General features: G+C 64.1%; 22 protein-coding genes and 2 pseudogenes. 4 read left to right on the top strand and 20 right to left on the bottom strand.

Features of this window, described 5'->3' with window-relative positions; translation table 11 throughout:
* The coding region (locus E8E75_RS20325) for a transposase (protein ID WP_280359663.1) at positions 1–480 on the bottom strand (480 nt) is incomplete at its 3' end.
* 455 nt (positions 481–935) lie between these two features.
* A pseudogene (locus E8E75_RS20330) lies at positions 936–1,031 on the bottom strand (hypothetical protein); the annotation flags it as partial.
* Positions 1,032–1,116: 85 nt separating this feature from the next.
* Here E8E75_RS20330 and E8E75_RS20335 point away from each other — a divergent pair.
* Positions 1,117–1,495: pseudogene (locus E8E75_RS20335) on the top strand (IS21 family transposase); the annotation flags it as partial.
* Positions 1,496–1,583: 88 nt separating this feature from the next.
* Here the strand turns inward: E8E75_RS20335 and mobH are convergent.
* Positions 1,584–3,410, bottom strand: a complete 1,827-nt coding sequence (gene mobH / locus E8E75_RS20340; RefSeq protein WP_280359664.1) for a MobH family relaxase — start codon at positions 3,408–3,410, stop codon at positions 1,584–1,586.
* Positions 3,411–3,756: 346 nt separating this feature from the next.
* Between mobH and E8E75_RS20345 the strand changes: the two genes are divergently transcribed.
* Positions 3,757–4,140: a DUF3742 family protein gene (locus E8E75_RS20345; RefSeq protein WP_280359665.1), complete on the top strand. Its 384-nt coding sequence runs from the start codon at positions 3,757–3,759 to the stop codon at positions 4,138–4,140.
* A 25-nt stretch (positions 4,141–4,165) separates the two neighbouring features.
* On the opposite strand, the gene E8E75_RS20350 is transcribed toward E8E75_RS20345, so the two are convergent.
* The 6 genes from E8E75_RS20350 to E8E75_RS20375 all read right to left on the bottom strand — a co-directional run bounded on the left by E8E75_RS20350 (position 4,166) and on the right by E8E75_RS20375 (position 9,267).
* A complete protein-coding gene (locus E8E75_RS20350) occupies positions 4,166–5,680 on the bottom strand; it encodes a conjugal transfer protein TraG N-terminal domain-containing protein (RefSeq protein WP_280359666.1) in 1,515 nt (504 codons plus the stop codon).
* Between the two features lie 13 nt (positions 5,681–5,693).
* Complete coding sequence (locus E8E75_RS20355) at positions 5,694–6,032, bottom strand: hypothetical protein (protein ID WP_280359667.1); 339 nt, start codon at positions 6,030–6,032, stop codon at positions 5,694–5,696.
* Complete coding sequence (locus E8E75_RS20360) at positions 6,029–7,426, bottom strand: integrating conjugative element protein (RefSeq protein ID WP_280359668.1); 1,398 nt, start codon at positions 7,424–7,426, stop codon at positions 6,029–6,031. The genes E8E75_RS20355 and E8E75_RS20360 overlap by 4 nt, the downstream gene beginning before the upstream one ends.
* A gap of 11 nt (positions 7,427–7,437) precedes the next feature.
* Entirely contained in the window at positions 7,438–8,373 is a 936-nt protein-coding gene (locus E8E75_RS20365) for a TIGR03756 family integrating conjugative element protein (protein WP_280359670.1), read from the bottom strand.
* A complete protein-coding gene (locus E8E75_RS20370; RefSeq protein WP_280359672.1) occupies positions 8,370–8,807 on the bottom strand; it encodes a TIGR03757 family integrating conjugative element protein in 438 nt (145 codons plus the stop codon). The genes E8E75_RS20365 and E8E75_RS20370 overlap by 4 nt, the downstream gene beginning before the upstream one ends.
* A gap of 268 nt (positions 8,808–9,075) precedes the next feature.
* A complete protein-coding gene (locus E8E75_RS20375) occupies positions 9,076–9,267 on the bottom strand; it encodes a hypothetical protein (RefSeq protein WP_280359673.1) in 192 nt (63 codons plus the stop codon).
* Positions 9,268–9,532: 265 nt separating this feature from the next.
* Between E8E75_RS20375 and E8E75_RS20380 the strand changes: the two genes are divergently transcribed.
* Together E8E75_RS20380 and E8E75_RS20385 are read left to right on the top strand one after the other, a co-directional pair.
* Positions 9,533–10,144: a DUF6088 family protein gene (locus tag E8E75_RS20380; protein WP_280359674.1), complete on the top strand. Its 612-nt coding sequence runs from the start codon at positions 9,533–9,535 to the stop codon at positions 10,142–10,144.
* A complete protein-coding gene (locus E8E75_RS20385; RefSeq protein ID WP_280359675.1) occupies positions 10,137–11,153 on the top strand; it encodes a nucleotidyl transferase AbiEii/AbiGii toxin family protein in 1,017 nt (338 codons plus the stop codon). Before E8E75_RS20380 ends, E8E75_RS20385 begins: the two co-directional genes overlap by 8 nt.
* Here the strand turns inward: E8E75_RS20385 and E8E75_RS20390 are convergent.
* From E8E75_RS20390 to E8E75_RS20440, 11 genes are all read right to left on the bottom strand, one after another.
* A complete protein-coding gene (locus E8E75_RS20390) occupies positions 11,141–14,017 on the bottom strand; it encodes a conjugative transfer ATPase (protein ID WP_280359676.1) in 2,877 nt (958 codons plus the stop codon). The genes E8E75_RS20385 and E8E75_RS20390 overlap by 13 nt on opposite strands.
* A complete protein-coding gene (locus tag E8E75_RS20395; protein WP_280359677.1) occupies positions 14,017–14,451 on the bottom strand; it encodes a TIGR03751 family conjugal transfer lipoprotein in 435 nt (144 codons plus the stop codon). Before E8E75_RS20395 ends, E8E75_RS20390 begins: the two co-directional genes overlap by 1 nt.
* On the bottom strand, positions 14,432–15,865 hold the full coding sequence (locus E8E75_RS20400) for a TIGR03752 family integrating conjugative element protein (RefSeq protein ID WP_280359678.1): 1,434 nt from the start codon (positions 15,863–15,865) through the stop codon (positions 14,432–14,434). Before E8E75_RS20400 ends, E8E75_RS20395 begins: the two co-directional genes overlap by 20 nt.
* The gene (locus E8E75_RS20405; protein WP_280359679.1) at positions 15,855–16,745 is read right to left on the bottom strand and encodes a TIGR03749 family integrating conjugative element protein; all 891 of its coding nucleotides are present in this window, start codon (positions 16,743–16,745) and stop codon (positions 15,855–15,857) included. The genes E8E75_RS20400 and E8E75_RS20405 overlap by 11 nt, the downstream gene beginning before the upstream one ends.
* Positions 16,742–17,416: a PFL_4703 family integrating conjugative element protein gene (locus E8E75_RS20410; protein WP_280359681.1), complete on the bottom strand. Its 675-nt coding sequence runs from the start codon at positions 17,414–17,416 to the stop codon at positions 16,742–16,744. The genes E8E75_RS20405 and E8E75_RS20410 overlap by 4 nt, the downstream gene beginning before the upstream one ends.
* Entirely contained in the window at positions 17,413–17,808 is a 396-nt protein-coding gene (locus tag E8E75_RS20415) for a TIGR03750 family conjugal transfer protein (protein WP_280359682.1), read from the bottom strand. The genes E8E75_RS20410 and E8E75_RS20415 overlap by 4 nt, the downstream gene beginning before the upstream one ends.
* Positions 17,809–17,818: 10 nt before the next feature.
* Positions 17,819–18,169, bottom strand: a complete 351-nt coding sequence (locus tag E8E75_RS20420) for a TIGR03745 family integrating conjugative element membrane protein (protein ID WP_280359683.1) — start codon at positions 18,167–18,169, stop codon at positions 17,819–17,821.
* 11 nt (positions 18,170–18,180) lie between these two features.
* Positions 18,181–18,414 carry a TIGR03758 family integrating conjugative element protein gene (locus E8E75_RS20425; RefSeq protein WP_280359684.1) on the bottom strand — a complete coding sequence of 78 codons (234 nt, stop codon included), beginning with the start codon at positions 18,412–18,414 and terminating at the stop codon, positions 18,181–18,183.
* Complete coding sequence (locus E8E75_RS20430) at positions 18,411–18,788, bottom strand: RAQPRD family integrative conjugative element protein (RefSeq protein WP_280359686.1); 378 nt, start codon at positions 18,786–18,788, stop codon at positions 18,411–18,413. Before E8E75_RS20430 ends, E8E75_RS20425 begins: the two co-directional genes overlap by 4 nt.
* Positions 18,789–19,108: 320 nt before the next feature.
* Positions 19,109–19,303, bottom strand: coding sequence for a hypothetical protein (locus tag E8E75_RS20435; protein ID WP_280359687.1), 195 nt, complete (start codon positions 19,301–19,303; stop codon positions 19,109–19,111).
* 2 nt (positions 19,304–19,305) lie between these two features.
* A complete protein-coding gene (locus E8E75_RS20440; protein ID WP_280359688.1) occupies positions 19,306–19,779 on the bottom strand; it encodes a hypothetical protein in 474 nt (157 codons plus the stop codon).
* Positions 19,780–19,879: the final 100 nt, after the last annotated feature.

Below are 19,879 nucleotides of genomic sequence, written 5' to 3' on the forward strand. Positions count from 1 at the left end.
CACCCCACGTTGCCGGCTGGCATCCGCCTTGATGATGCTGGCGTCGACGGCGAAGCCTTCGCCCTTGATCAGGCCAGCGGCCATGCAGCGCCGGAGCACCTCATTGAACAACCAGCGGAACAGTCCGCTGTCACGGAAGCGGCCGTGGCGATTCTTAGAGAAAGTCGAGTGATTGGGCACTTCGTCTTCCAGGCCCAGGCGGCAGAACCAGCGGTAAGCCAGATTTAGATGCACCTCTTCACACAACCGCCGCTCGGAACGGATGCCGTAGCAGTAGCCGACCACCAGCATGCGCACCATCAACTCCGGATCAATCGATGGGCGTCCGATGGGGCTGTAGAAGTCGGCCAGGTGAGCACGCAGGTCACTGAGATCCAGGCACTGATCGATGCTGCGCAGGAGGTGTTGGACTGGGACGTGCTCTTCCAGATTGAACGAGTAGAACAGGCGCGCCTGTCCTCCCGGTAACTGCCCCATCATGCTGCCTGTCCCCACGCTCACTGAGCGCGTGATTTTGCCGGCGGCAGGGGGTGGCAGCTACTTTTTCAACACAATCGACTGTTAGCTTCCCTTCGCTAGCGGCGAGGACCGGTCAGAAACGGGCACTCTCTGGCTCCGACATCTCGGGCGCTGAGCCTCTACGGAGCTTTGAGCGCGACGATGGTGCGACGAGCTGTTTCAATGGCCGCTTTTCGGCTAAAGGCCTTTCCCGTTACCAAGGAAAAGGGCCGGTGAGCATTGCCCACCGGCCCTTTCGCGTACTCCCTTCTCCCCCAGTTCCTTTGGGGCTAATGGCCTTGCCCTGTTGCTAAAGCCACCCTTCGATGGCCAGCGCCGCTACCTCCCCAGGCAGCGGCTGTGCACCGTCTCGGTGCATCCGTTTCAACATTCAGTGAAAAAGTTTCAGTGTTTGTTGAAAAACTACGAGAGGGGAATCAATTCCAGCTCAGCGCGCCACCAGTTTGGTACTCAATGACGCGAGTCTCGAAGAAGTTCTTTTCTTTCTTCAGGTCCATGATTTCGGACATCCACGAGCACCCGGACACTTCTCTGGCAGCCAGCCACGCGAGATTTCCCCACTACCATTGGCTTCTTTATCGAAGCAAAGATGTCGCAGTGGAGCGTGTATCCACGCGCAGAATTCACGAGGTGCTGCGTCTCAAGTTCGACTGCGGTTTGTCCATTCCCCAGAGCGCCCGCAGCCTGGGCAATGGCCACAGCAGTGCCCGAGATTACCTTTGCCGCAAGCGGCCCAACTTAGACGACCGCGTTGTCCGATGCCGAGTACGAGCGCCATCGGTTTCTGTCGTTTCACTCTTTTCCCAGTGAGCAATGTCCGGTCCCCGACTGGTTCTGCAAGCATTCCGAGCCTGGGTCAGCAAGGCGGACTGGTGATGCGTCAAGAGCACTGTGTCGGTGAGAGGTTGATTTCGTCTATGCCGGCAGGGCGGTGCTGATCATTGACTGGCGTACCGGCAAGATCCGTCAATTCCAAGAATCACGCGGCATTCCATGTTCCCGCCCAATACGACGCCCTCGTCATTCTCTACTGCAGCAAATGCGTGACCTCAGGTGCCTTTGTCTTATTCAGCCCGATTACCTATCAGGAATAGATAGGGGTTATTCGGCGGAGACTCTGTAAACAAACAGCCAGGTGCTTTAAGTAGATACCCATGTAGGCGCCGCGACTTGCGCGGCCCCGTCACCTCACACGTCCAGATGTTCAGGCCGTTGTCTTGCTTGTGGTGCAGTTGCAGCTTTTCAAAGCGTTTTTGCACCCATTGCCAATCGGCGACCTGATCCAGCTTGGCGAGTGCGGTAGTTTGCGGGTGTTCTTGTGCGTAGTGCTGGAACACACCCGGGCTGACCAGGAAGGCGGAGTCAGCCACGGTATGTATCAGGGCCTTGGCGTCATTGATGATGAGCTTGCGGTTCTGGATGCGCTGCCGCAGCCAGGCAATGAAGTGTTCACCGGAAGGCTGTTCCAGTGCGCTTCCACTGTTCGAGGTGGGCGACAGCGCGGGGGAGGGTGGTGGCGTTGGAGTGTCCCCATTAGAAGGTGCGGACGGCTCATCGAGGTCGATTGCTGGTGACGGCTCAGCCGCCGGCGCCTGAGTGGGCGACTCGGTATCCGAGGGGGAGAGCAAAGCCAGCAGGGCATCAACGCTATCAACAGTTGGTGTGGCGGTCAGAGCAGCGGCAACATCGACCCGTGAGGTGCTGCCGGTATCGGTGGGTAGTGGCGCGGGAGCGTCATCGTTGGACTCCAGTTCCACCGCGATGGTGCCGGTGAACGGCGCCGGCCGATCCTCTCCTTCCCAAATCAGAGCCGGGGCCAGCCGCAGCAGTGTAAACGTGTGCGACCAGCCGGCGGCGCTCGTGACGGTGGCTCGCCAGATGGCTTTTCCATCAGCTGTGGGTTGGAGTATGCCGTGATCCTGCAGCACGTTGAACACGGCGGTGTTGTTGGCGGGAATGCCGTCGATGCCCTGGGCCAGTAGGTGCGCGCGCAGCTTGTCCGAAACCGTCTTGCTGACTAACCACAGCGCGTCCTGGGTCAGCCAGCCATCCGACGCCTGGGGCTGGTTGAGTTTCAGCTCCTCCTTTATCAGGTAGCGCAGGCCATCGAGCAGCTTGCGCTGCAGGGCATGCTTTGGGGCCGCCATGGCGCGCGTTGGGTCGCCGCCCAGGGCCTGGGCGACGGAGGCGCGGTCGGCCTGCACGACCAGTTCCCCGAGGACCCCGGCGTACTCATACTGGCCGGCCAGGACGTACAGCAGTGCGGACCAGAGCGGGGGATAGGTGCTGAGCCAGTCGAGAATCTCGCGGTCGAGCACCTGCCGGTACAGCAGCCCCGTGGCCGCACTGTGCAGCCGGTATTCGCGATCCTGACGGTAGCGGAAGCGGTACGGGTGCGTCAGCGGGCCGTGCCAGGGGTGCCAGGTGCTGCCGTCGACATACTCGACCTGCAGGTCGACGGAGATCTTGCCGAGGTCATGCAACAGCGCGGCGTAGGCGGTGGCGGCGGTCCAGGCTTCTGCCTGCACGACCTGGTCTTCGGGAGTGGTACCGGTGGGCAGCAGATACGACTGCCGCAGCTTGAGCGCATACGCCACGATCTCCAGGCCGTGGTCCAGCATGCCGCCGGGGTAGGCGTGGTGGTGGTTCTCCGAGGCAGGCAGTTGCTGGACCAGCTCGGCGTAGCGTTCCAGCGGCGCTAGGTAGAGCGAGGCGAACTGCTTGCGCGAGAGCGAGGTGCGCTGCCAGATGTGCTCCAGCAGGCGCTGTCGGCGTGACGTGGACAGCAGGGCGGTGGCCGATTCCGGCCGCGTCAGCCCTTTGCCTTTTTCTCCTGCTGTGGGAGGTGGCGCTGTAGGTGAAGGGCATTTTCGTTGGAACAGCGCGAGCATCGATGGCACCTGGAGTTGTGGCAGGTGAGGGCCTTTTCCTTTTCCAAATAGACCCATTTCCCTTGAATCCCCATTCCCTTGCGCCTTTGCGGGGCCCCTTTGATGTAACGGCTAGATTCAGTCGTCCGCTAGCGTCAATGAGGTGTGAGCTGTTTCCTTTTGGCCCCGGGGCCCAGCGACTTGTCGAGTGGATTGCCCATGATGCCGGCTATCAGAAATGGCGCACCTGATGGAGTTTTTGGAGTGTCATAGGGTCAGACCGCTTATGAGGTCGCGCTCGAACTTCAGTCGCACTACGAGAATTTATTAAGTCTGCACATCAAGGGTCGGCTTTGAGGTAACCGCCATGAAACCTTCTGCACAAACCTCTTTCGCGGAGCGCACGGGCCTGATGTTGGGCCGGATGTGGAGGGGTTGCCTGCGTCAAGAACGGAAGCTGGATGGCTGGCTTGTTGAGCGGGGCGTACCTGCTGGCGGGGCTACTGCTTTGCTCTGGGTCGCCAAGCTGGTGGTGCTCGGTGTGCTGCTGTACACCGCGTTTTGGCTGGCGCTGCTGCTGGCATTTGCAGTGGCAGTGTTGTGGGCTGTGCGCGCCTCTGACCATTATGGAGCCGAGGAATGGGCGGTAGGCGAACAAGCTGAACACAAGAGCAATCCTGGCTACCACCCGGTACTTTATAACGATGCGCCTGATTCACGCTACGCTGACCCGCGGTATGACGATGATTGACATGCTCGGATGTCGAGTTGGCGGCTTACCTGAGTTTGCTTGACACCATTCCTAGTGCTTTCCCGCCTGCTTGACCTGCGGGGCGCGTGCCATCCGAGAGCCCTTGAAGGAGGCCGCCGGTGCGCACACCCACCCAAGACAAGGCCGCGACCCAAAACGCAGGCAGTGCGATAAACATCGTCGCCATCACGAAGCTGATCAGGATGTCCCCAAACGCGTTGTTCAGGCCGAGCAAAGGATCGAAGTTCGTGTGGGGGCGGTTCCATCCCCAGCCCCATCCATAGAGGGCATCCAGGATCGTTGAGTCGATCCAGCGCGCGAGCTGGAACCAGAACTCCACGAAGAACAAGGCGAACTGCACGATGCTGATCGTGACGATGGTCTTGAGGTCGTAGGTACCGATCATGAGCACGAGGGGAATGCAGATGACCAATGCCATCTTGAGCAAGGCCAACACCATTGGCAGCGCTTGACGCATGGCGTCCATGGCGGGGAAGAAGGCAATAGAGCCCACCGCGAGTCCGACGTCACTGGCGGCGCGGGTGGCGACGTCCGGCACGGTCAATTCGATCCGGCCACCGTAATCGCTGTAGATCGCGCCCTGGTTGAGCTTTTGCTGCCGGGGTGACGCGATGGCGCGGATCACCGAGTCGTTGACCTGATCCTGGCTCAGAAAACCCGCCCAGCTGGCGATTCGGGTCAGCAGAGTGGGATCGACCTGGCCCAATAGCCGCGCCCGCAGTCCGCCATTGTCGGACCACCACTGCTGGCAGGTGGGGTAGCCGGCGCCGCTGGAAACCTCGGCCAGCCCCGCGTCGCGTGCACTGTCGTAGGGCCAGCCCGCGCGCGGTGTCTGCGAGCGGTAGGTGTCGTAGTAGCCCGCGGTGTCGAGGAAAAAGCGAGCGCCGATCCAGGTCACGTCGTACATCTGCTCTTCACTCAAGTTTGGGCGACTCATAAAGAGCTTGGCGCGGGCTGGCCCGTAGCAATCGTGGGTGAAGTCCGCGACCTCTTGTGCCAGCACGGGATCATCGAGGCGTGAGGCATCGACCTCCATGCGGATCTGCCGCAGATCGGTGCCACAAGGAATCGCCGTCACCGAGGCACCGGTTACTGCCCGAGAAATGGCGTGTACGAAGTACCACCATACTGGCACCTTGGCCGACTGGTTGTTGAGTGTGCTGAAGGACTGCGACCAGCCTGTCTCTGCAGGTGCTGGGACGCTCACCTGGCATTGCGCAGAACGGGAACGGTCGAAGTGCAGCGTGGTGAAATCCACGTCGATGAACGGAATGCCGGCAAACATGATGACCACGATGGCGACGAAGATGCGGTTCTCGATGCGGCTGGCTGAAAGCGCGCCCTTATTACCTTCATCTGCGCCCTCGGCACGTGACCGGAGCCATTCCTGGAGAATGATCGCCAGAAACGGGATGGCGAATACGCCACTGGCCACCAGTATCGACCAGATGCCGTTATGGACGATCCAACTCACCAGGGTCAGGTAGTACTCCAGGTAATCGGTGGTGTAGAGGGTCATAGTCGCCTCCGGGTCATCCGGCCTGGACGAACTGGCTGATTTCCATTGCTGCCACCGCGAGTACAGTGGCAATCTCGGCTCGGAGCAGGCGTGGTTGGGCCTTGCCTCCCGGCTCGCGTGCGAGCACGCGGCGCCGCATCCATAGCCAGCCCCAGGCCGTGCCGGCGTAGAGCAACAGTCGCCAGATCAGGAAGTGGTCGGTATGCGACTTCAGCCACTGCCGCCAGCTGTCGAGGCTGCCGGCCAGGTGGATGCCAGCCACATTGGCTGCGGTCGCTGCGATCAGCAGCAGCATGCCCCACAGCAGCACCCGCGCCGCGTGTTGCAGCAAGTCCGGCCGCCACTGGCTCATGGCGTGTCTCCTGGGCTCGGTGGGCGCTGCAGTTGATTGAGCCGATTGCGTGTCGGATCGCCTTGATAGATACCGCGAGAGCCGGCTGAGCGCGTGCTGTGCCGCTGGATGATCGCGGTGGGGGAGTTGGCCGCCAGTTCGCGGCGCAGTTCCAATTCGGTTTTCAGATTGTGGATCTCGCGATCAAGGAGATCGCTTTCGTGCGAAATCGCGCTCTGCGCCAACTCATTAGCGGCGACATTGGGCTCTTTCCGCCCGGTTAGCAGCGTGCGCTGCAGTAACAAAGCCTTCTCCAGCACGCTCGCCAGCGCGACCTCCGAGGCCAGGCGCCGGGCCAGGATGTCTTGGTCGGGCTCGTCGCGCAGCGCCTCGATCACGCCGCGAGTGATCGGCAACGAGGCGCTCCCGGCTGCCAACAGGTTCTCGAAGCTCAACGGTCGACTGCCGGCGATCAGCTCCTGCAGGTGGTTGAGTTTCGCCTCGTACTCTTCCTGGATCAGAGGCGTGAGGCCCACGCCCGGCGTCGTGACGGTCTTGGTACAGGCTGCGCAGGTGCGCTGTTCCTGCTCGCCCAGCACGCGCACTGCCCAGTGCGCGGCTGCATCAGGCGAGGGCCAGGTCTGGCAGGCCAGGTTGCCGCCGCAACTGCTGGGATCAAGCGTGCTCTCATCAGTGGCATCGCGCCCGTTGACCAGGTTGTAGCCGGCGCGAGTGACATCGCCCACCACGCGGACCGGCTTCTGGTTCGAGCCGCCGGCGTTGTCGCCGCCGACCCAGGGAACACCCTCGTTACCGCGGCTCGTTTCAGCCGTCGCGACGGCAGAGACGGCATCGGTGTTGGCAACCGCGCGCTTCAGTGCCATGCCTTCGGCGAGTTGGTTCCAGCCGGCCTGGCCGCCGGCCGTCTCAGCCATCTTCTCTGCCATTGAGCGGCAGGTCAGTTTGGAGCGGTCGAAGTCGAGTCGGGCCTGCAGCACGCCATTGGTGAGCAGGTTGTAGAGCCCTGGATCAGCCCGCTGGATGATCAACGCTGGCAGCGACGCCACGGCGGCCGTGGCGTTCTGAATCACACTGCTCATGATCGTTTGGAACCCGTTGGTCAAACCGTTCAGCTGGTTCTGGATGGTGGTGGATATCGACATGTCGCCGCAGATCAGATTGCTGTTCCAACCCACTCCGACGCCGAGGGCACGCATATTGGAAGTTGGACTCATCGATACGGCGCGGCCGCCACCGATGCTGTACAAGACGTCGTCGCTGATAACGGCGCCCTGATGCTGCGCTCCATAGTCGCTGACGTCGGTCTGCTCGCCCAAGGTGGGGGACGTCTGTGCCAGGTTTCCCAGCAGTAGGGCAAGGCACCAGGTGACGCGTGAGAGAAGCGCGTGGCGCATGATGGCTTGCCTCACTGAAGGTCCGTGCTGCCCAGGAACACCTGGCCGCGCCGGCGGCAGCAGCTATAGGGCCGCCACAGAGCCCAGGCGTAGTCGCCCTGCTGCGCCTGAACCGCGGGATCTGCGTGGGGGAAGACCGCGCAGGTACGCGACAGGATGGGTGTCAGCTCTTGCCACTTACCCGTGGTCGCGTTGCTTTCGACCAATTCGCCTGCCGGCCAATAGCCGTCTCGGGCGTTGGCGAGCAGGGGCTGATAGACGTGCAGCTGGCCACGGCGAGTGACGATGTCCCCGGCGCGTTGGGTCACCACCGCGGCGGCCTTGTAGTCATCGGCCTGATGCAGGAATCCACCGCGTGGATAGACATTGCCCCACAGGTTCATCGCGCTGCGGGAGCCGATCTCTCGCTTGCCGGGTATCAGGGCCTCCGGGTAAACCATCTCGGGCACGTTAAAGCGCCAGGCGAGCGGATCGAGCGTGCTCAGCAGGTAGGGCATGAAGGGCCTGCCAGCCCCTGGGCAGGAATAGCCATAAGACGACGCAAACTGGCTGAAGAGGTAGCCACTGGGGTGGCCGATGACGTCAGCATTCTTGAATTTCGCCAGGTTGTTCTCGTTGCCGTGGTTTGTCGTGCCGTCTCCACCCGCTTGTGCCTTGGCATTGGGCTGGCTCATCGCTCGTACTTCCACCCAGGGATTGGCGCCGGTGGTCGAGTAGCTGGAGACCACGGCGTCGGGCGCGTAGTGCCTGACCTTCACGGAGGTTCGGACCGAGCAGCCGCCGTGGCTGCAGTACAACCAATAGCAAACACCGACGACGCGGTATGCCAGGCAGTCGGGGGAGAGTACTGACGACACCAGGGTCGCAGTGTCGAGGGCGAACGACGGCAGGCCCGTCGTGAGCAAGATGGTGGCGATGCCGGCGCGCAAACGGTGAGGGCCCTTCATGGTCGCACTGTCCGGTGCGAGTTAATCAGCGCGACCGCTTTAGCGACGTCCGGCTCGCCATAAACCACATAGTGTTGATCGACGACCACCGCGGGGATCGTGGTAATGCCGAGGCTCCAGGCATCTACCACCCCCTGATAGGCCATGCCAGTTCGTTGCTGGAGTGCCGTTCCGCCTGCTCGTAGGCGCTGCTGTACGGCGGCTGCGCTGCGTCCAGCCACATTGGCAAGGTGTGCTGTCAGCTCAGCTTCAATGCGTGCCGGCTGATCCAACTCAATGACCCGAACACCGATGGGCGCCTGGACCGGATGGCGGCTGTCGGTGATGACGAGGATGTCGTCGGCCTGCGCCAGCGGGGCCAGTAGCGCGGCACAAAGACCTGCCGCGAAGGAGGAAGTCCACGAGAAAGCTTGGGACGAGCGTAGCGCTGGCATATCGAACTACCGTGGGGTGTGTCGTGCCAGTAGTTGATTCGAAGGACGAGCGTTCAGCGACAAACAAACGGGAGTCCAGGCTACCGGTTTGATGGATGAGCCGGAAATGGAGGCTCCCTAGAATGGCCGACCCGGAGGGAGAGACATTTGATGCGCTGTTACAGGCACCTAATGCTGCTTGCAGGCGGCGTGGCCGCTGGTCATGCCAGATGGCGTGGTTCTGACGGGCGAGGTTGGGGCAATCTGGCCGGTTGTGTACGAACAGCGCTCAATCAAGGTTCTCAGCGATACAGGCGATGAGTTTGAGCGGTTCGTGGCTGTTCATGACAGAGAACATCAGGTCGCGTTTGCTACGGGGTAAGGCCTGTGCGCAGCGTTTTGCCGTGGCTTTTACTGCAGCGCTGCTGCCATGAATCTTCGCCGCGAGCAGCAAGGCAATGGTTGCGTCGGTTAAGGTCACGACGGTACCTCTGAGACCGAGTGGTTGTTGGCGGGCGCACAGTGTAGCGCGTGCTCATGGGTGTGTACGCGGGCCATTCAAGTGATGGGCGGTGAGGGGAGGGTATTGCCCGCTTCCTGGCTGCCTCCGACGAGCGTTTCGGCGATCAGCCCAGTAGCTGTTCACGTCCAGGCGGTGCTGCAACCCGGCAGAAGCGTCTCCCGCTCTGATTGGGTTTGCAGTTTGTTAGATTTTTGATAAGAATATCTAACAACTGGAGATCAGTATGACTACATCCCAAGCCATTCGAGAACGCATTGCGGCACAGCCTGCCGGCGAGCCGTTTACCCCGGCCCTGTTCGCGGAGCTAGGCTCGCGTGCAGCCATTGACCAGACGCTGATGCGGCTGACCAAGGCCGGTCATATCGAGCGCATTGGCCATGGCTTGTACAGCGTGCCGAAGGCGGGGCGCTTCGGCATCAAGGCCATGCCCGCGCCGGAGAAAGTGGCGCAGGTGTTGGCCGCGAGCGAGGGCGCGACCATCGAGGTACATGGCGCCGAGGCGGCGCGGCGTTTTGGCTTCTCGACCCAGGTGCCGGCGCAGCCGGTGTTCTACACCACGGGCTCGTCGCGCACGGTGCGCCTGGGCAAGCTGGTCGTCCGCCTGCAGCATGTGGCACCACGCAAGTTGGCCCTGGCGGGGCGCCCTGCGGGGCAGGCACTGTCCGCGCTGTGGTATCTGGGGCGGCATCAGGTGACGCCCGCCACCTTCCGGCGCATCGCCGAGAAGCTGCCGAGCCTCGAGTTTGAGGCCCTGTGCAAGGCGAAGGCCATGATGCCCGCCTGGATGGTAGCGGCGTTGACCAGCTATGAGCGCAACGAGGTTGTGCATGCCTGACAGCCCCGAGCGCTATTTCGATCTTTCCCCGGGGGAGCAGGCTGATCTGCTGTATGGCCTGGCGCCCGTACTGGGGCGCCGCGCTGAAATCCTGGAGAAAGACATCTGGCTGTGCCACGCCCTGGGGATTCTGTTCAGCCTGCCGTGCCGCAAGCCGATGGCCTTCAAGGGCGGTACCTCGCTGTCGAAGGTCTACCAGGCCATCGAGCGATTTTCCGAAGACATCGACGTCACCGTCGACTACCGCAGCCTGGTCGATGACGTGCCGGAGCTGGCGACGCTCGGCAGCCATCAGCGCCGGCGGCTGTCCGACACGCTCAAGGCGGCACTGGCGCAGCATGTGACGGCGGAGCTGCTGCCGGCGCTGCGCGAGGCGTTCACGCAGGCGTTGCCGGGGCGAGAGATCGCCATCGAGGTCAGTGAGGACGCGGAGAAGCTCTGGCTCTATTACCCGAGTGCCGTGGAGAACACCGACGCTTACCTGCGGCCGAGCGTGCTGATCGAGTTTGGCGGTCGCAATGCCACCTTGCCGCAGGACCAGCTGACCATCGTGCCGGATGTGGCCATGCATGTACCGGGGCTGGCCTTTCCGACTGCGGAAGTTGCCGTGCTGTCGCCCCTGCGCACCTTCTGGGAGAAGGCCACGCTGATCCATGTCGAATGCCACCGCCCGGATTTGCGGCAGGGGGCCGAGCGCCTGTCCCGGCATTGGTACGATCTGGCGCGCCTGGCGGACCATGAGGTGGGACGTCAGGCCGTGTGCGACGTCGAGCTGCTGCGGGATGTGTTGAGCATCAAGGAGACCTTCTATCGCAGCGGGCACAGCCACTACGATCGGTGCGTAGCGGGTGGCTTGAGGCTGGTCCCGGAGGCTGCGCTGCTCGATGCGTTGCGCGGGGACTACCAAGCGATGCTGGCTGCGCAAATGTTCTACGGCGAGACGCTGCCCTTCGAGCGCATCATCGAGCGCCTGGATGTGCTGGAGCGGGAGATCAATCACGCGCGGTGAGTGGCTTTGACTGATGACATCGCCAACGGGGCGATCCCTCGGGCTCGGTCGATATTCTCAGCGATCCTGAATGCGGCATCCAGTTCGCTGAGGCCATGGGCCAGCATGAGTTGATAGCGTTCGGCTTTCTCTTCCGGCTCGGTCTGTGCCAGCGCCAGGTACAGGCTCGGCGGTACCGCGCGGAACAGCAGCTCCATGCTGCGCGACAAAATCACCCCTTCCGAGAACTTGCCGGTTTCCTTCCTAGCCGAAAGCATCAGGGCCTTCTGCGCGGGCGTGAGCTCGCGGAACCGGGCGATCTTCTCCACCTCGTCCGGAGGCATGCTGAGGCACAGCCACCACTCCATCATGTTCAACATCGGCTCGGCGGCCTTGGGTAGATCGTCCAGGTTCTGGGTCGCCAGCCAGAACCAGGCCCCCAGCTTGCGCCACATTTTGGTGATCTTGACCACGTAGGGCGCGAGCAGCGGGTTCTTGGTGATGATGTGGCCTTCGTCGGTGACGTTGATGATTGGGCGGCCGAGGAACTGGTCGCGCTCGGCGAGGTTGTTGACCGTATTGATCAGCGAGATATAGGCAATCGACAGCTGCGCGTTGTAGCCCTCCCGGGCATAGGTGGCGAGATCGACGATGGTGATGTCGGCCTCCGGCCACGGGGTGCCCGGGCGGTCGAACAGGTCGCCATCGGCGCCTTGGCAGAACATGTCCATGGCATCGGCCATTTCCAGCAACCGCGCGCGCCGGGTGTCCGGCAGCGAGGTGTCGCGACTACGCTCGCGCAGTGCCTCCCGCAGGTCCCGCGTGAGTACCCTGCGCCGCTCGGCCACGCAGCGCTGGGCGGCGTCGAGAATGCACTGGCGAATCAAACTGCGGTCGGCGCGGGTCATGCGCGCTTCTTCCTTGTCCTCGCCACCGGTGATCATCAGCCGTGCGGTGATCTCCAGCTCGCCCAACACGTCGCGTTGCTCGTCGCCGTCGACATCCGCGTCGTCGTTATCCAGCGCATCGGCATCGAGCGTCTGCACTTGGCTCGGCGTTTCCACCAGCCGGTGCGCATCGGCAAACGGCGCCAGGCTGACGCCTGCGCCGGGGGCGAGCTTCACGCGATGCACGGTGAGGCCCAGCCGCGCCGCGAAGTCGCCGAACAGGCCGAAGGAGTTGCCGGCCTCGACGATAAACAAGCGTGGCCGATAGATTGCCGTGACCTGGTTGAGCAGGTTGTTGAGGGTCGCGCTCTTGCCGGAACCGGTGGGACCGGCGAGGAATAGGTGCGCGTTCATCTGCCGATCATGGCGGTTCAGGGGATCGAAGGTGATGGTGCCGCCGCCGCGGTTGAACAAGGTGATGCCCGGGTGGCCGGTGCCCTGGCTGCGCCCCCACAGCGGTGCGAGGTTGGCCGCGTGCTGGGCGAACATCAGCTGCGTGTACCACTGCCGTTTGTCTTTGACCGGGTCGTACACGCATGGCAGCCAGCGCAGGTAGGTATTGAGCGGCGCCACTTCATCCTCCTCGCGCACGGGCTGCAGGCCGGCGCCGAGCAGCACGTTGCCGAGCTGCAGCCCGCGGGCGTCCAGTTCGGCTTCGTCACGGCCTCGCAGGTAGAAGGTGAGGGCGCCGTGGAAGAGTTTGTGGTCGCTGCCGATCAGGCCGCGGGCCTGCTGCACGTCATGGCGGGTCTGCTCGGAGGCCAGCGTGTCGCCGACGGCTTTGCGAGCCAGGTGGTTCAGGTGGGCCTCGAGGACATCCTGTGGGGTAATGACCAGGGTAAGGCACATTACGGTGTCTTCGGGCATCTGATCCATCAGGGCATTGATGGCGTCGCCTTTGCGGGTCTCCCCGGTGAGATGGCCGGTGGCGGGCGGCGTACGCAGGCGGTCGACGGCGATAGTGCAGTGGGGCTGGCCGTCGAAATACCACAGCCCCCGGGCCGCGTCCGAGCGTGGCTGGCCGAAGAACAGCCGCTGCGCGAAGTCGGTGCTGCTGGCCAGTTCGAGCTCACCGGCCTCCTGTTCATCCGGGTAGCGGACCAGCGCGTAGAAGCGCTCCCGGTCTTCTGTAGTTGGGCCGAGCAAGGTCGGGTTCGGGTTGAACCAGCGCAGCAGCCAGGCATGGATGTCGGCCGCGCCGAGGCGCCGGCTGCGCACGCCGGCATTGGCCAGCCCCCCGCTGAGACGGTCACAGACCAGGTTGAGGGCGTGTTCGGGCGAGTGTCCGCGGCGCGCGGGCGCTTGACCGACACGGCGGTAGACGACCAGACGCGTGCGCCGCGTCTGCCCACGCCAGGGCAGGCGGGTAACGGCTCTGTCCTCGAACAACCCGCCGGGCTTGGCGACCGCCTGCAGGTGATGGCCGAAGAAGCGGAGGTAGAACTCACTGAAGGCGGTGCCCTGGGCACGCGGCTGGATGTAGCTGCGCAACTCGTCCAGGTACAGGTCCCAGCTGGTGTCGTCCTGCGCGTAGAGCTGCACGACCCAGGGGTTGTCGTCCAATTCGTCGAACGAGTCCTGCAGCACGTTCTCCAGGGTGTCCCGCACCTGCAGCAGCCAGGCGGGTTCGCGCCCTTCGGTGCCGATCGGGGTCAGCTCGAAGAAGGCAGCCACGGACTGTCCGTCGTCCAGCAGCATGCATTTGGCGTCGGGCAGGTACTCCACCCAGGGCAGCAGGTCGGTAAAAGATGGCGCCACGTCGTAGAGCGCCTGCTCGTCGGCCAGGGTGGCGGGCCGGCGCCGGGGCCGCGTGGTGCCGGGTTCGGGAATGCCGTGCGCGCGCAACGCAGCGACATGGCGGGCCCAGGCGTCCTTCGGCGGGGCTGCTTCCTCGGCCTCGGCATGGGTCGGGTGCGCTTCGCGCCGCAGCGAGGCCATCAGTAGTCCTCGACCCGCTCGCCTGGCAGCGCGTATTGCACGCGCTGGTACAGCGGGAACACCGTCGTGTAGCCGGGGACCGGCACCGGGTCGCTGCCGGCCAGGTGCGGGAACACATACATCACCAGATCGGGGTTCGGCAGGCGATGAAACTGCCGGTAGATCTCGTTGGCCGCGGTGCGCGTGTAGCGGGCCTGCACGCCCGGCGCGGCCTGCACATCGGCCTCGGTCAGCGGCCGGCGCAGCGACTGGCGGGCATCGAGCAGCTCCCGGGCTGCCTGGCCACCACCCGCGCTGCCACCCGTGCCAACGTTCCAGATGTCGAGCATGGTCGCGTCGTCGTGCGGCAGCAGCTCGTCTTTGCTGGTGGCGCAACCCCCGAGCGCAAGGGCGATGGCCAGCAGTGTCAGGCTGTCAGTCCAGTTCCTGGGCATGGGGGCGTCCTCCAAGGCGATGATCGACCCGGCGGCCGGCCGGGTCGTAGTCGATGGTGAGGGGTTCTTCCAGGTGCACGGCCACCTTGGCGCCGGGCTTGACGTAGACCGCGGCGAACGCCTGTCCGTAGAGTTTGTTGACCCACTGCGACAGGTCCTGTACACCGCCGGCGAGGATGCGGCCCATCGCCTCGTTCCCACCGATGCCGAGGGTGCCGATGGAGCCGTCGCTGTTCATGTAGGGGACCTGGCCGCTGTCGGCGTCGATCAGCGAGGCGACGCCGGCGCCGGCTGCAGTGATCAGGGCTTGCGAGCCGAGGTACTGCTGGGCGTTGCTGCGCCGTTCACCGCTGACGCAGGGAATTCCGTAGGGGTCGCTGATCCAGCCCAGGCTGTTCTGCGTGGTGCTGTCGTCGCTGCTGCGCTGGCTGCCGCCACCTCTGGCGCCCGCGCCGCGGTCCTCCGGCACCGTGCGGATGGTGCCGTCCTGGAACACGAAGGTGACCGAGCGGATGTGTCCGCGCACGCAGGAGAGCGTCCAGTCGCCCGAGGCCGTACCGCTGACCACGGCACCGGCCACGTCGGGGATGTCGATGCCGTTGGCGGTGAGGTTGTCCGGGCCGATCAGCACCTTGAAGGGGTAGGGATCGTTGACGGTGCCATCCACCGGTACCCGGCCGATCAGCGCCGTCATGGCGATCGAGCCCATCAGCGTGGCATTGGTGGGCACCGTGTAGACCGCCTGGGTGTCCGGCACGCCGGCCGCTCGGCGCCCGGCGTCGACGGCGGCTCTGGCCTTGGTTTCGAGGGTCTTCTGCGCCGGCCCGAAGCGGGTGGGGAAGATGACGCCGGCGGGGTTGCCAGCCGTGCGACGTTTTCCCTCGTCACGGGCGTCGTCCGGCTCGATCCAGCGCAAGGCTTCAGCGCCGTCGCCAGGCTCCAGCCCGAGGCCGACGGGCAGGTCGTCCTGGCCATCCTGGTCGCTACCCATACCTTCGAGGCGCTGCTGCAGTTCCTGGAGCAGGTTTTGCGTTTGTTGTCGCTCCGTGGCGACGTGTTCCCGATCCTGGCGCAGCTGGTTGCGTTCGCTCTCGAGTGCACTCTTGATGCGTCGGTCGATGGCATTCTCACGCTGGCGCAGCCGCGCGTTTTCTTCGCGCTGGGTCTTGTTGTCGCTCAGCGCGGTCTGCAATTCGGTGCGCAACTGGCGGACCTGTGCGACCAGGGTTGCGACTGTGTCGCGTGGCGTGTCGCCTTCGATGCCGAGCGCCTTGGCTTCCTCGGGCGTCAGGCGGCTGTCCGTCTCCAGTGGGGAGGAAGCGTCCTTGCCACCGGAGAACAGCTTGAGGCCGATTAACACCAACAGCAGTGCCAGCGGGATCATCAACCACTTGAGCAGGCCATTACTGTGCATCGCGGCCTCCCTCGTTGGTGTCGGGGGCATGCGGCGTCGGGAGGTTGAGCGCGGCGTCGACGGGGGCCATCGCCGGCAGCAGGGCCTGCGCCAGTCCATGCCCGCGGGTGACGAGGTAGACGACGGTGGTGTTCTCCGGCGTGCCGACCGGGCCCAGGGTCGCGTGCTGGAAGGTGGCGGTGGCAAAGTTGCCCTGTAGAGTGCGCGGATCCAGGTCGAGCCAGCGCGGGGCGGTGTTGCGCAAGCGCACGGCGGTGACCCACAGGTCGTCCAGGCGCCAGGCCGCGAGCGCGCTGGCCTGCACCGGTAAGGTGGGCATCAGGGTGTCCAGCGTCAGGTCACGCCGCAGATTGGCCCGCGTGATACCTGGTACGGGTTCGACGGTGCGCAACGGTGCGTAGAGGTTCTGCGCAGCGTAGCGGGTCAGCACCACGGGCAGAGGCGTCTCCCGCGTAGCGCGCGCAGGCTCGGTGGCGTCTTCCGCTTTCGCGTCGGTTGCTCCGTTGTGCATGGAGGTTGAGGTGGCGTCGACGATGCGTACCGGTTCCAGGGGCGGTTGGTGCTCCTGGGCCGGTTCCGCAGCGATGTCGAGCAGGATCACGGTGCCGGTATCGGCGTCCTGCAGTTGCAGCCGTACCGGTTCGAGCGGTTCGCTCGCCATCAGGTACACCGCGCCCGCGGCGCTCTGCACACGCAGGCGGGCGCTGACTGACGCCGGCACCCCAATGCGGACATTGCGGTCGACGAAGACGATGCGTTCCTGACCGACCACCAGCGGTACCGCCAGCGGTAAGCGCTCCCAGTGCAGGATTTCGGTTGCGTGGGCCGTGCTGAACAGGGCCAGCACGAGCAGCGCGATGGCCGGCATAAGACGGTTCATGGGATGTCTTCCTGCACAGGGGCGGAGGTGTCCGCCGTCTCGGTGGGGGTGGCGATGCGCTGTGGGGCGCCCTCGTAGCAATCGATGGCGAGACCGAAGGGGTTGCGCTGCGGGTCGACGTCGTTGCGCAGCACCTTGAGCGGGTAGCGCACCAGGGCGCGCTTGACCTGTTCCGAGGCGTAGTACTCGTCCGCCGTGACGTCGAGGGTCACCACCCATTCGCGATTGGAGACGGTGCGCACCCGCAGCGTGGGGTTGTCGCCGTAGCCACGGCCGGGAATCTCATAAATGCCGCGCACGCGCCGGCGCAGCTCCCCAGCATTACGGCGGAATTCATAGTCCTGCTGCAGGAACGCCTGGCAGGCTGGGGTGAAGTAACTCGACAGCGCATACAGGTTGCGCGGGTAGTCGTCGTCGCCGTTGGTGGGCCAGCGCTGCAGTTGCTGCCAGACATAGAAGGTGAAGGCGTACACGCTTTCAGGCGGCACGTCCCACCATTTGCGCGTGCTGCCCGAGCGCAGATCCGGCGGCACGTGGATGGTCAAGTCGCGCGGTGCGCTCCACCAGCCGACCCCCATGACCAATGCCAGCAGCACGATCAGGCCGACGCCGATGCGGAGGGTCCGGATATGGGCCTGCAGGTGCACGACCTCGTTCTTGAACCGGCTCACGGCGCATGGCTCCGGCGCGTCGTCCAATAGCCGGAACGGGTCACCAGGCTGTGCCCACCGACGAGGGCAGCGAGTGGGGGCAGGTGGGTGGCAAACCACCACTGGAGGTGCCGGTACAGCCAGACCTCCGGCCGGCCCCGCTTGATTCGGCGCACCGCACCGCCGCCGATGAAGACCCCACCGGCGACGGCCAACACCATGGCCGTGGGGATCATGGCGACGGTTGCGAACGCGATGGCCAGAGGAATCCCGGCGACGAGGCCGAGCCCGCTCGATACTCCGGCACAGACCCAGAGTTCGTTTGCGGTCAGACCGCGCACGACCACAGGGTGGTGGTTAAGGCGGTGGGGCAGGAACGCCACCGTGCCGTCCTTGCGGATGTCGTCGCTCATGACGCGTGCCTCAGAGAACGCCGGTGGCTTCGGTCAGCAGCCAGATCCCCACGACCAGCAGGATCGCGCCGACGGCCACCGTCAGCCCGAACTGGCCCCAGGTCGAGCGGCCGGTGTGGATTTCTGCGTAGCGGGTGTAGGCGTGATAGCAGACGCCCACGAACATCGACGCAACCACGAGCAGGGCGATGAGCATGACGATGTCGTAGCCGTAGTTGCGCAGTGTCTCGATGATGCCGGAGCCGGCACCCCGCGTTGGGTTTTCCATGGTGGGCAGGTCGGCCTGCGCGAGTGGCGCCAAGCTGGAGAGCAGCGGCAGCGCGGCCACGCGGGCAATCGGGTGAGGAGGGAGCGGCTTCATGGTAGCGGCCTCTAGGAGAGCAGGAAAAAGGTCAGCACCAGGTACAGGGCAACGATGCGCAGCACGACACCGGTGAACTGACGTTGGGACAGCTGTGCTTCCGCCCAGCCGTTGTAGGCGGCGCGCATCGCCCAGACGCCCCACAGGAGCAGGACGGTGAAGACGGCGCCAAGGAGTACGACCGATAGGGCGGAGGGGGCGAAACCGCTGTTGGCCTGGAATGCGCTGGCCTGGGCGGCGTTCACGGGGCGACCCCCGTGTCGGTGGGCGTGGCGGTGCTTTGCCGGTAGTCACCGAGCAGTTGCGTGGGATCGCGCGGTTGCGCGCGGGAGGGGCTGAGGTAATCGCGGATGCCGGCGCGCATGCGTTGCAAATCGGCGCGCAGGCGGGTGTAGTCGAAGTAGAAGCGGGTTCGCTCCTGGTTCTGCTGCGCAGCATGCTGTTCGACCAGCCGCTCGATACTGTCGAGTTGGCGCAGCGCCGCGGCGAGGTGTGCCTGCTCAGGCGTGCTGTCGTCGGCGGCGGAATAGCTTGAACCACACAGGCTGAGCAGGAGCAGCGCGAGGGTCAGCCCCGGTTCGGGATGCAGGGTGGTGGGGACGAGTAAGCGCATCGACATTGGCCTATCCGCGATAAGCGAGGAATGGCGAAATGCTTTCAAAATGCCGGTTGCGGCGCCTTAAACAATGGGTTGCTAGACGTGACCGGATTGACGGGCATTGGGAGGGGCGCCTATGGAAGGGGGCGCCAGTCTGATTTGCCGGGCCAGCAGGGCGTCTCCCGCGACGTTCAGTACCTGAGCCCGCGTCGCTGGCGCGACGTTGTACTTAGGCGGTGATGCCTCCGCCTGTACGGGGGTGTTCCAGATATTGATTAGCTCGACGATCTCGCGAAAGGTCCCGAACTGGGCGATGCGGCCGCACATGGCCTTGTCCTCAATCAGGTTATGAGTGAAACAAGGTAGATCACCAACGCCAGCGCAGCCCCTAAAGCTGCGCCACCAGTCGCCATACACAGGCCAAACCAATAGCTGCTCTGCCCCGGAAAGCGGCCGCGCGATACGGTGCTGATGATGAGGTGGCCGAAGCCATAACACAGGTAGTTGAAGCAGAAATCGATCAGGGCATCGAGCATGGTCAGCCCTTGGGTGGGTCGAGTTCCCCAGCGGCCCACTTCTGCTCGAACTCGCGCTTGGCCCTGAGCTTGTGGTTCTGGCATTCAACCATATGGGAATCGCTCTGCCAGTTATCGCAGCCCCGCATCGGCTTGTAGAAGCTTTCCCAGGCCGCATCTCGCTGGCGCTGCTCATCGATACGAGCGCGCTGAGCCTCGACAGCTCGCTGTGAATCAATGGCGGCCTGACGTTGGGTTTCATCTGTAGATATGGTCTGGCGATGTTGACGCTGGAGAGTTTGCTGGGCGCGAGCAGCAGTCTGTTGGGCTTGCTGTTCTTGCAGCCGTTGGAGGGCTGCTTGGGTGTGTGCAATTTGCCGCTGGCCCATCTGCTCGATGATTGCCAGCCTGCCGTAGTACATGACAAGCGCGGTGAGAATGGTGCCTACCAAGCCTAAGGCCCATGCTTGAAAGGTAAGGGGGCGGCGTCGTGCCATACGGATGCTCCATGCGTTGATGGCGCAATGCTATCTAGCGTGGGTAGGGTTGGGAAGGGTGGTGTAGAAACACAAAGCCCCGCACGGGCAGGCGGGGCTT

The sequence above is a fragment of the Pseudomonas sp. BN606 genome, from assembly GCF_029873115.1.
Taxonomy (GTDB): Bacteria; Pseudomonadota; Gammaproteobacteria; order Pseudomonadales; family Pseudomonadaceae; genus Metapseudomonas.